Origin of the sequence: Thermococcus sp. ES12, from assembly GCF_012027515.1 — an archaeon.
Classification (GTDB): domain Archaea; phylum Methanobacteriota_B; class Thermococci; order Thermococcales; family Thermococcaceae; genus Thermococcus; species Thermococcus barossii.
On the sequence record NZ_SNUP01000003.1, the window covers coordinates 123,811 to 139,044 of the forward strand.

General features: G+C 55.3%; 14 protein-coding genes. 7 read left to right on the forward strand and 7 right to left on the reverse strand.

Annotated features, from left to right (window positions below; translation table 11 throughout):
• The first annotated feature begins 44 nt into the window (after window positions 1-44).
• The 6 genes from E3E37_RS08490 to E3E37_RS08515 all read left to right on the forward strand — a co-directional run bounded on the left by E3E37_RS08490 (window position 45) and on the right by E3E37_RS08515 (window position 7,946).
• The gene (locus E3E37_RS08490) at window positions 45-1,484 is read left to right on the forward strand and encodes an ABC transporter substrate-binding protein (RefSeq protein WP_167716592.1); all 1,440 of its coding nucleotides are present in this window, start codon (window positions 45-47) and stop codon (window positions 1,482-1,484) included.
• Window positions 1,485-1,650: 166 nt separating this feature from the next.
• On the forward strand, window positions 1,651-3,489 hold the full coding sequence (locus tag E3E37_RS08495) for an iron ABC transporter permease (RefSeq protein WP_167716594.1): 1,839 nt from the start codon (window positions 1,651-1,653) through the stop codon (window positions 3,487-3,489).
• Between the two features lie 10 nt (window positions 3,490-3,499).
• Window positions 3,500-4,564 (forward strand): ABC transporter ATP-binding protein, encoded by a 1,065-nt coding sequence (locus tag E3E37_RS08500; protein ID WP_167716596.1) that lies wholly within the window; start codon window positions 3,500-3,502, stop codon window positions 4,562-4,564.
• A 32-nt stretch (window positions 4,565-4,596) separates the two neighbouring features.
• The gene (locus tag E3E37_RS08505; RefSeq protein ID WP_167716598.1) at window positions 4,597-5,196 is read left to right on the forward strand and encodes a DUF447 domain-containing protein; all 600 of its coding nucleotides are present in this window, start codon (window positions 4,597-4,599) and stop codon (window positions 5,194-5,196) included.
• Between the two features lie 65 nt (window positions 5,197-5,261).
• A complete protein-coding gene (locus E3E37_RS08510) occupies window positions 5,262-7,244 on the forward strand; it encodes a metallophosphoesterase (RefSeq protein ID WP_167716600.1) in 1,983 nt (660 codons plus the stop codon).
• 78 nt (window positions 7,245-7,322) lie between these two features.
• Window positions 7,323-7,946, forward strand: a complete 624-nt coding sequence (locus E3E37_RS08515) for a hypothetical protein (RefSeq protein WP_167716602.1) — start codon at window positions 7,323-7,325, stop codon at window positions 7,944-7,946.
• On the opposite strand, the gene E3E37_RS08520 is transcribed toward E3E37_RS08515, so the two are convergent.
• Complete coding sequence (locus tag E3E37_RS08520; RefSeq protein WP_206204077.1) at window positions 7,947-10,085, reverse strand: restriction endonuclease; 2,139 nt, start codon at window positions 10,083-10,085, stop codon at window positions 7,947-7,949.
• Between the two features lie 145 nt (window positions 10,086-10,230).
• Between E3E37_RS08520 and E3E37_RS08525 the strand changes: the two genes are divergently transcribed.
• Window positions 10,231-11,466 carry a phosphoglycerate kinase gene (locus tag E3E37_RS08525; RefSeq protein ID WP_167716604.1) on the forward strand — a complete coding sequence of 412 codons (1,236 nt, stop codon included), beginning with the start codon at window positions 10,231-10,233 and terminating at the stop codon, window positions 11,464-11,466.
• On the opposite strand, the gene E3E37_RS08530 is transcribed toward E3E37_RS08525, so the two are convergent.
• The 6 genes from E3E37_RS08530 to E3E37_RS08555 are packed head-to-tail and all read right to left on the reverse strand — an operon-like array spanning window position 11,456 to window position 15,134.
• Entirely contained in the window at window positions 11,456-11,965 is a 510-nt protein-coding gene (locus E3E37_RS08530) for a hypothetical protein (RefSeq protein ID WP_167716847.1), read from the reverse strand. The genes E3E37_RS08525 and E3E37_RS08530 overlap by 11 nt on opposite strands.
• 48 nt (window positions 11,966-12,013) lie before the next feature.
• Window positions 12,014-12,556 (reverse strand): hypothetical protein, encoded by a 543-nt coding sequence (locus E3E37_RS08535; RefSeq protein WP_240921959.1) that lies wholly within the window; start codon window positions 12,554-12,556, stop codon window positions 12,014-12,016.
• Window positions 12,557-12,616: 60 nt separating this feature from the next.
• On the reverse strand, window positions 12,617-12,925 hold the full coding sequence (locus E3E37_RS08540; RefSeq protein WP_167716606.1) for a hypothetical protein: 309 nt from the start codon (window positions 12,923-12,925) through the stop codon (window positions 12,617-12,619).
• A gap of 11 nt (window positions 12,926-12,936) precedes the next feature.
• Window positions 12,937-13,701 carry an ABC transporter permease gene (locus tag E3E37_RS08545; RefSeq protein ID WP_088864901.1) on the reverse strand — a complete coding sequence of 255 codons (765 nt, stop codon included), beginning with the start codon at window positions 13,699-13,701 and terminating at the stop codon, window positions 12,937-12,939.
• Between the two features lie 4 nt (window positions 13,702-13,705).
• Window positions 13,706-14,683: an ATP-binding cassette domain-containing protein gene (locus E3E37_RS08550; RefSeq protein WP_167716608.1), complete on the reverse strand. Its 978-nt coding sequence runs from the start codon at window positions 14,681-14,683 to the stop codon at window positions 13,706-13,708.
• Window positions 14,670-15,134 carry a PadR family transcriptional regulator gene (locus E3E37_RS08555; RefSeq protein ID WP_167716851.1) on the reverse strand — a complete coding sequence of 155 codons (465 nt, stop codon included), beginning with the start codon at window positions 15,132-15,134 and terminating at the stop codon, window positions 14,670-14,672. Before E3E37_RS08555 ends, E3E37_RS08550 begins: the two co-directional genes overlap by 14 nt.
• Between the last annotated feature and the right edge of the window lie 100 nt (window positions 15,135-15,234).

Genomic DNA, 15,234 nt, shown 5'->3' on the forward strand with positions numbered 1-15,234 from the left:
AGTTTGCGGAACTTCCACTGATTGAACATAACTGGGTGATAAAAATGAAGAAATGGGCCTCCCTTGGTCTTATCCTGCTTCTTGCACTCAGTGTTGTGGCCAGCGGCTGCATCAGTGGCGGCGGTGGCGAAAGCAGCGGCATAACCCTCGTTATCGTCACCAGACACGACGCCACGATACAGTACATGGCCAAGCAGGCGTTCCTCAAGAGCGACATAGCTAAGCAGTACAACATCGTGGACCTCAAGTTCATTAAGGTCCCTGAGAGCCTCTGGCCGAGCTACATCGAGAAAGGTGCCGATGTCGGCTGGGGTGGAGGTCCGACACTCTTCGACGACCTCTACAAGGCCAGCTACCTCGCCCCGATAACGGACGAGAAGGTTCTCGGCCTCATAGGCAACCAGATTCCGACCCAGCTCGCAGGAATGCCCATGGTCAGGAAGGAAGGCGACAAGGTTTACTGGATCGCCGCTGCACTTTCATCCTTCGGATTCACCGTCAACAAGGCCCAACTCAAGAAGTGGAACCTTCCGGTTCCCGAGAAGTGGGAGGACGTTGCCAGTGAAGAGTGGGCACTCAACCCGCCCCAGTACGGCATAGCCGACCCAACGAGGAGCACCTCCAACACGAGGATTTACCAGATAATCGTCCAAGCCTTTGGCTGGGATCAGGGCTGGCGCATCATGACCCTCATAGCGGCCAATTCCAAGATATACATGCAGAGCGACGCCGTCAGGGATGCGGTCATAAACGGTGAGATCGCCGCTGGAAACACCATCGACTTCTACGGCTACACCGCCATGCAGCAGAACCCGGACTGCCAGTACATAGTCCCGAAGGGAGAGAGCATAATCAACGGCGACCCAATAGCGCTCCTCAAGAACGCCCAGCACCCTGAGGCGGCCCAGGCCTTCATCTACTGGGTCCTCACAGAGGGCCAGGCCGTCTGGATGAGCCCGGACGTCAACAGGCTCCCGATCAACCCGAACATCTTTGACATGAAGATAACCAAGACATACGCCGACGTCATATTCAAGGGCCAGCACGAGGGACAGACCTACGGCCAGGTGAGGCCGGCCCTCAAGAAGGCCTACCAGGACGCAATCAACGCCGAGGGAATACCCTTCGACGACAAGCGTGCCCTTGAGACGGTCAGCGCACTCCAGTACTACTTCAAGGCCACCCTCGTTGATCCGAACCAGAAGCTCCACGACGCATGGGTTGCCATAGTGCAGGCATACAAAGAGGGCAAGATAACCAAGGAGCAGTTTGAACAGCTTAAAGACGAGCTCACCGCGCCGATACAGTTCAAGGACCCGGAGACCGGCAAGATGGTGACCTTCACTGAGGAGTACGCCAAGAAGATAAACGACAAGATAACCAAGGACAGGAACTTCCAGGACCAGCTCGTCCAGGAGTGGCGGCAGGCGGCAGGAAACAAGTACGACAAGGTTCTCCAGGACCTTCAGAGCATGACCGGCTGAATTTGATGTCTCCGCACATCTTTTGATATTTTTCTGAAGATTTTTTTCATTTCTGGCCCCGTTTTAGATGCCAGTAAATCAACAAATTCTTGGAAATATTTAAATAGACCCGGCCTCGACCCAATCAGAGTGACTGGGAGTTCAAAACAACGGAGGTTGATGCTCGATGAAGGTTAGCAAGTGGAGCGAGAATCTCTTTGGGACACCAATCTTCGACCCCGTCGTGACGGCATCATTCCTGTTCCCTCTCCTGTATCTAATAGCGTTTCTCGTAATCCCAGTGCTGACAATGCTGGCGATAGCTTTCGAGTACAACGGTCACTTCTCCTTCCACTGGTTCACCAGCATTCTGACGTCTGACTACTACATCAGCAGACCAACCGGGGAGTTTGCCAAGCTCATCACCATGCCCAGCGGAGAGCAGATATACTACGTCCAGGGAGTGGACTTTGGGGTCATCATCAACTCCCTGCTCGTCTCGGTAAGCGTTATGATACTTACAACGATCCTCGGGACGATATTCGCCTTCGTCATGGCCCGCTATGACTTCCCTGGAAAGAACATCGTTAGAATCCTGCTCTTCGTTCCGCTTCTTGTCACTCCCTTCGTCAACGTCTTCATCGTCAAGAAGATGTTCCTCCCCAACGGCCTCATCAACTGGCTGTTCTATGACACCCTCCACATATTCCCGCACAGAATCGTCATCGACGGCCTGGTTGGCGTCATAGTGGCCCAGGCCATGACCTACTACCCCATAGTCTACCTCAACGCCTACGCGAGCTTCATCAACATCGACCCCACCCTTGAGGAGCAGGCGGAGAACCTGGGAAGTAGTAGCTTCCACCTCTTCAGGACGGTTACCTTCCCGCTTGCTCTTCCGGGAATAGCGGCCGGTGCAACCCTCGTCGGCATCTTCAGCCTTGAGGACCTTGCCGCGCCGATAGTCTTCCAGGGCAACCCCCTCGCCAGGAAGCTCATGTCCTTCCAGATTTACAGCGCATTCACAAGCGGTTTCAACGTTGGCAGTCCACAGCTCGCTGCACTGGCCCTCATAATGCTCACCATCGCCATTCTGATGTTCCTTGGAATCAGGAAGTACGTCAGCCTGCGCCAGTACGCGATGCTCAGCAAGGGTGGAAGGTGGAAGCCGAGGGTCGCCAAGCCCAAGGGCTGGCAGGCGCTGCTAATATACCTCGTTGTCCTCCCGATGCTCCTCATCTCGATATTCCCGCAGGTGGGTGTGGTTCTCCTGGCATTCAGCGAGAGCTGGTCCGGAACGTGGCCGGAAGGCTTCACAACGGCCCACATACAGAGCATCATCACCCAGCCGGACATCGAGAGGGTCATCATGAACAGCGTCATGTATTCGACCGCGGCTATAATCGTCATTCTCCTGCTCTCTCTCACAGCGTCCTACGCCTCCAGCAGGTTCAAGAAGAGCAAGCTCGGTCCGGTTCTTGACAGTCTCTCAACAATACCCATAGCCGTCCCCGGCATCGTCATAGCCATGAGCTATTTCTTCTTCTTCGCCAAGGTGTTCCCGAACACCCCCCTTGACCCAACAAACCTGCTCGGCTTCAACCCGGCGATGGTTCTCGTGCTGGCTTACTCCATCAGGCGTCTGCCCTTCGCGGCGCGCTCCATCTCGGCCGGAATCCAGCAGGTTCACGTGTCCCTTGAGGAGGCGGCTCTCAACCTCGGCGCCGGAAGGTGGAAGGCACTCACCGGAATCCTCATGCCGCTGATACTCCTGAACCTCCTCGGTGGGGCAATGCTGAGCTTCGTCTACTGTATGAGCGAGACCAGCGTCGGCATCACGCTCGGTTCAATAAACCCTGAGTACTACCCGATAACAGCAAGAATGGTCGAGCTGATGACGAGCGCCGTCGGAAGCGCGAACCTCGCCGCCGCGCTAGGTGTCTTCCTCATGACCGTGCAGATCATAGCCATAGTCCTCGCCAACGTGATAACCAAGCAGAGGTACTCATTCATAGGCCTGACATGAGGTGGTTGGGATGGTTGACGTCAAGCTTGAAAACATCGTTAAAACCTTCGGAGAAACGGTCGCCCTTAAGGGGATAGACCTTCATATAAAAGCGGGAGAGCTGTTCACGCTGCTTGGACCCAGCGGATGTGGAAAGTCGACGACACTGAGGATCATAGCGGGCCTGGACTTTCCGGACAGCGGAACGATATACTTCGGCGACGAGGAGGTCACCTACCTTCCCTCCAGCAAGCGCGGAGCGGTGCTCGTCTTCCAGAACTACGCCCTCTGGCCCCACATGACCGTCTTTGACAACGTAGCCTACGGTCTCAAGCTCAAGAAGCTCCCCAAGGAGGAGATAAGAAAGAAAGTCGAGTGGGCGCTTGAGCTGGTCAAGCTCAAGGGCTTCGAGGATCGCTACCCCACCCAGCTGAGCGGTGGCCAGCAGCAGCGCGTTGCCATCGCCAGGGCCCTCGTCGTGGAGCCGAAGGTTCTCCTCCTGGACGAGCCGCTGAGCAACCTCGACGCCAAGCTCCGCCTTGAGATGCGCTCCGAGATAAGGCGCATACAGCGCGAGCTCGGCATAACGGTGATTTACGTTACTCACGACCAGGAGGAGGCCATGGCCATAAGCGACAGAATAGCCGTCATGAACGTCGGAACCGTCGAGCAGGTCGGAACGCCGAAGGAGATATACGAGAGCCCGAGGACAGAGTTCGTGGCGAGCTTCATGGGCAAGACCAACGTCATCCCGGCCAAGGTCGTGGAGAGGAACGGCGACCGCGTTACGGTGGAGTTCGAGGGCATAAGGCTCGATGGACTGTACTACACGGGGGAGAGCGACAATGTTGTCATAGTCATCAGGCCGGAGAGGATACAGCTCAAGCCGGTGGAGAACGCCGTTTCCTTCACCGGAACCGTTGACCTCATCGAGTACTACGGCTTCTTCATCGAGGTCGTTGGCCTCTTCGGGGAGACCAGGATAATCGCAAGGACCATCAGCGACAGGGAAGTGGCGGGACTCAGACCCCTGCAGGAGGTCACTTTCTACGTCGAGAGGGACGACATAATCGTCCTTCCAAAGCAGCAGCTTTAAATCCCCCTTTTCCATTCCCCTTTGGTGGTCGGATGCTGGAGCTGTTTAGGGAGGGGCAGGTCTACGAGGTTCTGCTGGTCACGAAGTCAAACGTCACCCCCGTGGGTGTTGTGAGGAGAGGAAACCTGCTGTTCTTCAAGCTGTTCGGAGGGAAGAGTGCTGAGGAGCTTAGGGAACATCCGTACGCATCGATACAGATAACAAACGACGCCGAGCTCCTCGTGAGACTCGGCCTGAACCTGCCGGTGAGCCTTGAGTTCGAGGAGAGCGGAGGCTTCAGATGGGTCAGGGGCCTCCCCGGATTCTACGGAAGGGTCGATGCCCGCGAAGAGCCCTACGAGGACGAGCTTGGGGAGACCACGATTCTGGCGTGCTCCCTGGCCCCGGAGGGGGAGATAAGGGGGGACCTCCCGAACAGACCCCTGAGCAGGGCGGACTGCGTGCTGATAGAGATGGCGGTTGACCTAACGCGGCTCCCTGTGGCCATTGAGAAGGGGAAAGACGAGGTGGCCAGAAGGCTTGGGAAACGAATAGAAGAAAATTACACCCTGTACAGACGGTTTGGGGGAAGTTCGGAAATCGCGGAAAGAATCGTGGAATGGGCTGGGGAGATTCTGGATGGAGTTTCATGAAAATCCCTTCAGGTATGGAAAGGAAAGCTTATAATTTAGTTGTACCACCTCTTCTTGGTGATACCATGGCCGTTAAAAGAGCCATTGCAATAATTCTTGCCCTCCTCGCCGTTGCGGCGGTTTTATCGGCTCCGGTTAAGGCAGAGACCGCAGTGACTCCGGGCGACATCGTTCTAAGGCCCCTACCGGGCGTTCCAGCGATTGGCCTTCCAGGGGACACGATAGAGGTGCAACCGGCAGAGGGTGTTTCAATCCAGGGATTACAGATAGTCTCGATTCTCCACGGTCCGTACGACCTCCAGATACTCGGAACCGAAAACGGAATTGTCAAGGCAAAGATACCTGAGGACGCTGCCCCCGACGTGTACTTCCTTGTCGTTAAGAGCGACAAGGGAGAGGTGACCATTCCCAACGGCGTCTGGGTCATGAAGGAAGCTCCGGAGGTTCTCAAGATTGCCCAGGGAAGCGACTTCCACGTGACCAGCGGTTCAAAGATGGGCTTCGTGTGCGGGGAATACTTCCAGAAGAGCATCCCCGAGATACTCAAGTACTGCGACGACCCGATACCGATGCACAGCTACACGGCCACCGACAGCTTCATGACGTACTACGCCATGGTGGACAGCGGCGAGGTAAACCTCATGGTAAGTACGGGCGACGACGTTGACACCAACGGCGACAAGAAGGGCTATCAGCTCTTTGACCTGGCGATCCTCCACGGAACGGCCGCAGGGATGCCGTTCATAAGCATCAAGGGCAACCACGACCACCCGCCCACCTACTACTCAAAGTACGTCGGCCCCAGGTACTTCTACGAGGTCATCGGGAACTTCCTCATAATCGGCCTTGACAGCAGGGGTGAGGAGAGGCATCCGGAGATGGAGCAGCTCCAGTGGATGGAGGACGTCCTGAAATCCCACCCGAACAAGACGGTCATAGTCCTCGTGCACCACCCGTTCTGGTACAAGACCGATGAGGGCAAGTACGGTACCATAAAGGGCTACACCGCTTTCGATGACAACGACTGGAACGCCCTCCTGAAGTACGTCAGCTGGGACTGGGCTGGAAAGGAGGGCCAGTACCAGGACATAGCCAGGTACTTCCTCCAGCTCGTGGAGAAGTACAACGTCAGGCTCGTCCTGGCAGGCCACATACACCACGACAAGCCAATACTGTACATTGACAAGGACGGGAACGAGCACTGGTTCTACACCCTGACCACCACGGGGGCACCAGACAAGACAAGCAACCCGCCGAGCAAGGCGGACTTGTCCCATGGCTACGACGTCCCCTCATGGTATGGTTCCCAGGTCATATACGTTTACTCCAACGGCACCGTTGCCTTCCCAAAGGCGGGCGACGTTCTCCACCCGGGGATAAGCTCCCTGCCCGTTCCCCAGGAGTTCGTCGTTCTCAGGCAGAACGGTGAAGATGGAAGCGCCGTGCACTTCTTCAACGACCTGGGCAAAGCCGTCAGCGGTCCGATAGTGGTCGAAATACCCGAGGGAGCCAAGGTTGACCCCGACGCGACCACCATAACCTACAAGGTTATCGCCGAGAGGGAGATAGGCGGCAATTACTACATGCTGCTGAACGTCACGGTGCCCGAGGGCGAGAGCCAGCTGGTGGTGGTCAAGGAGAAGGACACCCAGAAGCCGAGTGTCGAGTTCGGTTACATCTCACCGAGGAAGCCGAAGCCGGGAACGCTCGTTAAGGTCTTCTTCGACGCCAGCGACAACGTCGGGATAAAGAGTGCCAAGGTTGAGGTCATTGAAAACGGAAAGGTCGTGGCGACCTACCCGGCGTTCTCTACCAACCCCTGGGACGTCAAGGGCAACTACTTCAGCCAGTTCACGATAAACTCCTCGGAATTCACCCTGAGGGTTGTCGTTGAGGACTTCTACGGCAACAAGGGCGAGACCACGTACGAACACACTGCATCCACAACCACGACAACAAGTACTCCCTCTGAGGGCGGGGGCATCTGTGGCCCCGCGGCTCTGGTGGCTATGGCCCTTCTCCCGGCATTCCTCAGGAGAAGGAAGTGATGTCTTTTCTTCCCCTTTTTATATCTTCCGCCTGCCATCCTGAGGGAAGAGTTTTTAAACCGTCCCCATAAGCCCACCATGGTGATGAAGGTGAAGTTCAGGGGCAAGGCCTTTGGCAACATCGTGAGGATGGAATTCGACATCCTCACGCTGAGCGAGCTTAAAATAGATGACCTGCGAGACTTCGATATAAACTCAATCAAGATAGAACTCAAGCCCACTTCTTCTGGTATCAAGGTCATCGGCATCTGGGAGGGTACTATAGAGGATGCCGGGGAGGGGATAAAGAAGGCCCTCCAGGAGAGCTACAAGCTCCGCGAGAGGATTCTGAACAGGATAAAGAGCAAGACTGAGGCCATAAGGAGCACCATGCACCAGCTCGGCTTTAAGGAGGCTGTTGAAGGCTACGGAAGCGTTCTCCGCTTCACAAAGAAGGTCGGTGCGTACGAGATAATGGTGATAGCCTCGACGACGGAGGACGTTGTGCGCGTCGAGGTCTACGGCAACGACAAGAAGATAATAAGCCCAGAGATAGAGAGCATCTTCGAGGACGTCGAGGTCGAGGAGCTTGAGGTGTATGACTTCGAGGACAGCAAGGAGGAGAGGCTCGTCATAAACCTGGAGATACCAAAGAACGAGGAAAAGCCGGAGAGAAAGATAGTGGAAGCCATAAAAATGATAGAGAACATGCTGATGACATAGTCACTTGTATTTGCTATCCAGCTGAATCTGCTTCAGCTTCGCCGTTATTCCCTTTATAGGTGCCGTGTCTTCGCTTATTATTTTTCCTGTCCTGGTATCTATCCGAGCGTAGTAGAACCTCTCGGCGCCGGAAACCTTGATGTTTATGTACCCCCTGTCCTTGTAGTGGGTCAGCCGCTCGGTTTTGACCCCATCCTCCCCGAAGGCCATCCTCAGGTGCTCGTGGTACATGGCCTCTATCGCCATCTCCGTGAAGCGCACGTTCTCTTCAATAACCTCGCCGGTGGCCCTGTGGAGAACCAGGGTTCCAATCTTCGTTTTGCCGGTGAACTGGACTTCCCAGTTGTCGTTCAGGGATATCGAGTCTATGCTCGCCTCATCATCGATTTCTCTCGCGCGTTCCAAGGCTATCTTCTCGGCAAGTTCCTTCCTCAGGACGCGGTCAACCTCTTCAACGAGTTTACCGTCCTTGCTGAGACGTATTGTAACCACATGCCTTTCATTCTCGGCCTTGAGTACGTACTCTGCATCCTTTTCTTCAACGGAGGTTATCTCAAACTCTGGATACCTCTCGGCCACCAGTTCCTTGGCCCTCTCTGGGGTTATCTCGACGAGGTAGTCCAGAACGTCACCTGTGGCGCCGTCCACCTTAACTACTGCCCTGCCATCGGGGCTTTCAAGGGTCAGTTCCAAGTACTTGTGCTCCAGCACGCGGTACGAGCTCATTTCAAGGTTTCTGAGCGGAAAGTTACCCTCTATGACGTCCTTGGCATTTTTGAATGCCTCCTCCGGTGAGGGAAGCCTTCTGACCTCGGAGTGCTTTCCAGTGGTCAGGTCAACCTCAAGGACCGCTATTCCATCATCCAGCAAAATATCCGCCACGGCCACCTTCTTGCCCTTCTCAAGGTTCATCACTTTTCCACGCGGATAGGTCTTTCTCAGGAGTTCGTCTAGCGCCTCGTCGCTCAGAAGGGCCTCAAGGCTGAGGGGCTTTCCCGTGTACTCGTTGAAGGTAATCTCAAAGGAAAAACTCCTGGTTCTACCGGATATCTTCACCCTGCCCTTGTCCCTCTTCAGCTCCTTTTCAAGGACTTCCTCGCCGGTCTGCTTGAGGACTATCTCCTCGGTCTTTCCAATGAAGTATTCGTCAGGGAGGGGGCTTATCTCGAACTTGACATCACCGCTTTCCAGATTGACGGTGGCCTTCGCTGTGTTCTCACCGACCTTAAGGTCGAGCTTGGCGAGCTTTGGGACGTAGACCTTCTTCCGTTCGTGGATTGAGATCTTCCCCTCAGCGATCCCCAGCTCTCTGGCGGCCCGTTCCTTGAGTATCAGAACCGCCTCGCTCGGACTTATTGGAACCTCTATGTACCTCTCGGTCGCCTGAATGGAGGAGGCATCGTTGAGGAGCGCCTTTGTCACCGGGACGCTGAGTTTCCTGTCCTCTGTTGCACGCAGAACTATGTCCTCCCCCGAGAAGACCACTGCCCTGTCCTTCTCCTCTCCTCCCTCTACAGACCAGGAGAAGATGTAGGCGCTGGAGAGCGTCACGGAGAGTGCCTGAAGGCTCATCTCGGAGGGTTTGATTGGGTACTGGGACGAGGCAAAGGAGGCTACCTTTTTGAACACCTCCTGGGCGGAGAACTCGTGGAGAAGAGGGGCATCGAGCTCAAACTCATTCAGGGGACTCTTTTTCTCGGATTTCTTCTTGGCGCTCTCGGCCATCTTGAGGAGCTCCTCCGGTGGCTCAAGGGAGTAGTTGTGGAAGAGCGAGATGAGCTTTTCCCCGTCCCAGGGGATTATCCTCCCCCTGTACTCCCTGGAGATGAGAACTTTGGCGTCCTTGGTGAACCCCGCGGTTGAGATGAGTATCCCCTTGTCAGCCTTGTACTTGTCCACGAGATCAGCGAAGACGTTGACGTCACGCGATGATGCGAGCCCCTTCTGGTGAACGGCTATGACGAGCTTCTCCATGCCGGCTATGGGATCGTCCCTTATGGCCACGATGTCTATTCCCCAGTCCTTCTTGCTTGAAACCTTCTCGTACTCCCTGAAGCCCATTCTTTTGAGCAACTCGATTACGTTTTCAATGAGAACATCCTCAGGTGCCATCATTATTATATCCTGGGTCCACGGCATCACTCTCACCTATGAAAGCGAAATCAGGCACTAAAATATTTTTGAACCTCATTTTATAAATCTCTTTCCCCCGAAATCTGTTATCACCCGAAGTGTTCAAAATAAGTTTTTAATGGGGGGCATTTAACACCTGGATGGTGATGAAATGTTCAGGCTCACGGACTTCAGCTATCACGACAGGACAGTGTTTCTGAGGGCCGACCTGAATTCCCCGGTCAAGGATGGCAAAATCATCAGCGACGCCCGCTTTAGGGCGGTTCTCCCGACGATAATATACCTCCTTGAGCACGGGGCTAAGCTCGTCATTGGAACACACCAGAGCAAGCCGTACAAGGGGGATTACATAACTACCGAGCAGCACGCCGAGATACTCAGCGGGCTCCTCGGCCAGGAGGTTGAATACGTCGAGGACATCTTCGGGAGGTACGCGAGAGAGAAGATAGGCTCGCTTAAACCCGGGGAGGCCATAATGCTCGAAAATCTCCGCTTTTCTGCAGAGGAGATCAAATACAAGCCGATTGAGGAATGTGAGAAAACTTTCTTCGTGAGGAAGCTTGCCCCGCTCATCGATTACGTCGTGAACGACGCCTTTGCCGCCGCCCACAGAAGCCAGCCATCGCTGGTGGGCTTCGCAAGGCTCAAGCCGATGATAATGGGTTTTCTGATGGAGAAAGAGGTCCGGGCGCTCACAAAGGCCTACGAGACCCAGGAGAAGCCAAGGGTCTATGTTCTCGGAGGGGCAAAGGTTGACGACTCCCTCCGCGTGGCCGAGAACGTGCTGAGGAACGGCAGGGCGGAGGTCATACTCACCGGTGGACTTGTCGGTCACGTCTTCACCCTCGCCAAGGGGTTCCACCTTGGAGACACAAACCTGGAGTTCATGGAGAGGAGGGGCCTCCTCGAACTGGTGGACTGGGCCGAGGAGATACTCAACGACTTTTACCCCTACGTGAGGACTCCCGTTGATTTCGCCGTTGATTACAGGGGCGAGCGCGTTGAGGTTGACCTTCTGAGCGAGGAGAAGTGGCTTTTCGACGGGCACCCGATCCTCGACATCGGCTCCAGAACCGTTGAGAAGTACCGCGAGGTTCTGCTCAATGCCAAGATAATAGTGGCCAACGGGCCGATGGGCGTCTTCGAGCGTGAGGAGTTCGCGGTGGGTACCGTAGGGGTCTTCAGGGCGATAGGCGAGAGTCCGGCCTTCAGCATAGTCGGGGGAGGCCACTCAATAGCGAGCATCTACAAGCACAACATTACCGGAATAAGCCACGTCTCAACCGGTGGTGGCGCAATGCTGAGCTTCTTCGCGGGGGAGAAGCTTCCAGTCCTTGAGGCATTCAGGGAAAGCTACGAGCGCTTCAAGGGTCTTCTCAAAGGGTAAACAGCCAGACGAGGAGAACGACCGCGAGTGTTCCCGCGAGGAGGAGCATCAGGAACCATTCTACCCTCTCCATCAACCTTCTGTTGGAGTAGAGAACGTGACCTACGATTCCAAGGATAAAGGAAGCGGCTATGAGCACCCTCTCCTCCATGGATTCTACCCCCGCGAGGACGGCCTCAAGGCCCCAGAGGGCAAGGAGCAGAAGGAAGGCGCCGGCGATGAGGTAACCTCTCCTCATTCTCCTCGCGTTGGTGATGTAGAAGGTCGCAGCGAAGGCCACGAGGAAGACCACCATCGCCTGTATCTCCAGCGGCATTGGGATGGAGTTTGAGAGAACCAACCTCTCGTAAACCCACACAATCCCCGAAATTATCGTGGAAACTATCAGCGCCATCACGAAGATGTTGTGGACGTGGTCCGCTATTCCCAGGGCCTCTTCGAGCTCCTCAATCTCCTCCCGTCCGGGTACTTTCCCCTCAGCTTCCGTTCTTCCAGCCATTGAACCCACGGAAGCAGTACGCGCTTGGGGGATTTAAGGCTACCGCGTTCAGTCCACACCGGTCTTCTCGTAAAGCCTCCGATAAACGCCCCTGAAATGAAAGAGCATGATGACGGCATAGATCACCGCGAAGGACTTGAGGGGGAAATGGCCGCCGAGAAAGTGATTCAGAAGGAACAGCGTTGCCACGACGGCCAGGTACGTTATAATGACGTTGAGGGTCGCCGCCAGCGTTGAGCCCCTGCGGTAGGCCAACCACACCCAGAAGGAAGAGTTGAGCGTTACCAGCCAGCGTAGCCTGAGGGGCTCCTCCGGTGAGACCTCGACGGAGTAAGAGTCCCTCAGCATCTCCTTTCGGAACGCGAGAGCGAGACCGGCCGTTAGCAGCATCATTCCAAACGAGCCGATTATGAGGAGACCACTGTCGAGAATTGCCCCGATGGATAATGTCATGACCCAAGCCATAAAGGCCAGGTACACAACCAGCGATTCCAGGGAGAGCCGTCCCTTCCTGAAGAGATGGAAGGGATAGACGCCGAAGACCGAAACGCCGAGTGTCAGCAGGATTGCGGGGATGGCCACCTCACTCATTCCGCATCGAAGGTTTTAGAACGTAGAAGAATAAAAAGATTTCGACTAAAAATTGAAATCTCAGTATCCCATCAGCACACCGAAGATGACAGCTACCCACCAGACCTCAAAAAAGGCAAACCCCACAGTTGCCGTTCCTGTGACGAGCCACCCAACGAATATCGCGTAGGCTATCAGGGTCACGGTCACGTGAAGCCTCAGGAAGGTCCTGTTTATTTCCCTGCCGGCTTTCATCCAGCCGGTTGGGAGGGGCAGCCAGTCGAAAAACACCCCGATGAGGGCGAAAAGGGGCTGGTTGAAAAAGACCGTGGGGATGAAGATGAGGCCCGCAAGGGCGACGCAGAGCATTGTGAGCATCTGCTTCCTCATCTTTATTCACCTCAGTCTATCGTGGCCTTCCTGAAGCCAAGTGCGGCAATTCCCGCGAAGAGCGCGGCGAGGCCGATTAGCACCACCCAGTCAGTGACGATTCCGAAGGTCGGCTCGACGCCGGCCAGGTAGTAGCGGGAGCCGTCCACCGCGTAGGTTAGGGGGTTCACCTTCGCCAGCCACTGCATCCACTCGGGCATCGTCTTTATTGGGTAGAAGGCCCCGCTGAGGAACGTCATTGGGAGCATTATCATCATGACGATCATCTGGAAGCCTTCCATGCTGCTCATCTTGAGGGCTATCGCCACTCCCATGCCCGCTATGGCCAGGCCCACGAGGAAGCTCAACCCCAGCGCCGGGAGTATTCCGCTCACCCTGAGGTCGGCCATCGTGAAGCTGAGTGCCAGGATTATGACGCCCTGTATCATGGCCATGAGCGCCCCTCCTGTGATTCTGCCGAGGATTGCCTCCGTCCTGCTCGCCGGGGCAACGAGAATCTCCTTCAGGAAGCCGAACTGCTTGTCCCAGATGAGCGTTATGCCCTGCATGAAGCTCATGTTGAAGACCGTCATCGCTATAATTCCCGGCACCAGGTAGGTCATGTAGTCGACGCCTCCAAATATCGGGGCCGCCATGGGGTTGTCGAAGACACCGCTCCAGCCTTTTCCGAAGAATATGAGCCAGATGAGCGGGTTGATTATACTTCCGATAACCCTCGCTCGTGAGCGGGAAAAGCGCTTCAGCTCGCGGTATATCATCGTGAGGAAGACCTGCATGCAATCACCTCCTCATCCTCGCCTTCATTATCATCCTTGCCACGTTGGCCTCTCCGCCCTCGTCCCTGATTTCCCGGCCGGTGAGGTGCAGGAAGACGTCGTTGAGCGTCGGCCTGTGGTATGTGACTTCGAGGATTTTAACTCCGCTCTCCTTCGCCAGCTCGAAGAGCCTTGGAAGCGCCTCTGCCGCGTTGTCCACGTCCAGCCTAATCCTCCCGTCCGGGAGCATCTTGCAGCCCTTGATGAAATCCGCCTTGAGGCACCTGAGCTCCTCCCTTGCCTGGAGCTTCAGGTAGATTATATCGTTGCCAACGAGCTTTTTCAGTTCCTCAGCGGTGCCCTCGGCGATTATCTTCCCGTGGTCCATTATCGCTATCCTGTCGGCTAACTGCTCGGCCTCGTCCATGTAGTGGGTGGTGAGGAATATCGTCATGTTGTGTTCCTCCTTCATGGCCCTGATGTAGTCCCAGATGTGCGCCCTGGTCTGCGGGTCGAGGCCTATGGTCGGCTCGTCGAGGAAGAGTATCTCCGGCTCGTGGAGTAGCGAGCGGGCTATCTCAAGCCTTCTCTGCATTCCGCCCGAGAAGAACTTGACAGGCCTGTCCTTGAACTCCCACAGCTCGACGAACTTGAGGAGGCGCTCTATCTTCTCCTTCAGGTTCTCAACGCCGTATATCCTGCCGTGAATGAGCATGTTCTCGTAGGCGGTGAGTTCTCTATCAACGCTTGGATCCTGGAAGACTATACCTATCTTCCTTCTGACTTCCATCGGTTCCCTGACGACGTCGTGGCCAGCGACTATGGCTCTTCCAGATGTTGGCTTCAGCAACGTCGTGAGGACGTGAACCGTCGTGGTCTTCCCGGCCCCGTTCGGGCCGAGGAAGGCAAATATCTCCCCCTGCTTTACATCGAACGAAATACCCTTAACGGCCTCAAAGTCGCCGTACTTCTTAACGAGGTTCTCAACCTCAATCGCTTTCATAACTTCCACCTCCAAGAAGAATCAGTCTCAGCTCCCTCGCGCAGCCAGTGAAGAGCCTCCGAATCATCTCTCTCTGCTCGTCCGTCAGTTTGTCCGCAGACTCAAAGAATTCCCTGAAGGCGGCCCTCAGCTCGTCGCCGCCCAGCTCAAGGAAGGCCCTGTATGCACGCATTCTGCGCTTCACTTCATCCAGTTCTTCCGCGTGCTCTTCTAAGTACCTCCTCCCCTTCTCCGTGAGGATGTATGTTTTTCTGTCCCGTGCTCCAGTTCCAGCTACCTCAATGAGCCCGCTTCTTCTCAGGGAGGAGAGTATTGGATAGACCGTCCCCGCGCTCAGTTTTATCCCGTAGAGGTTCTCAAGTTCGGACATTATTCCGTAGCCGTGCATCGGCTCCCGGAGGAGGTCCAACACGAGTATCTTCATGTAACCGCGAAAATTAGGGCGCTCCATTTGCTTCACCGATATATCGCTCGACATATCTGTTTATAAACCTTTGGACAGCACCCCACGAATCATAAATCCAATGAATTTTCCAATTTCTGACAAAATT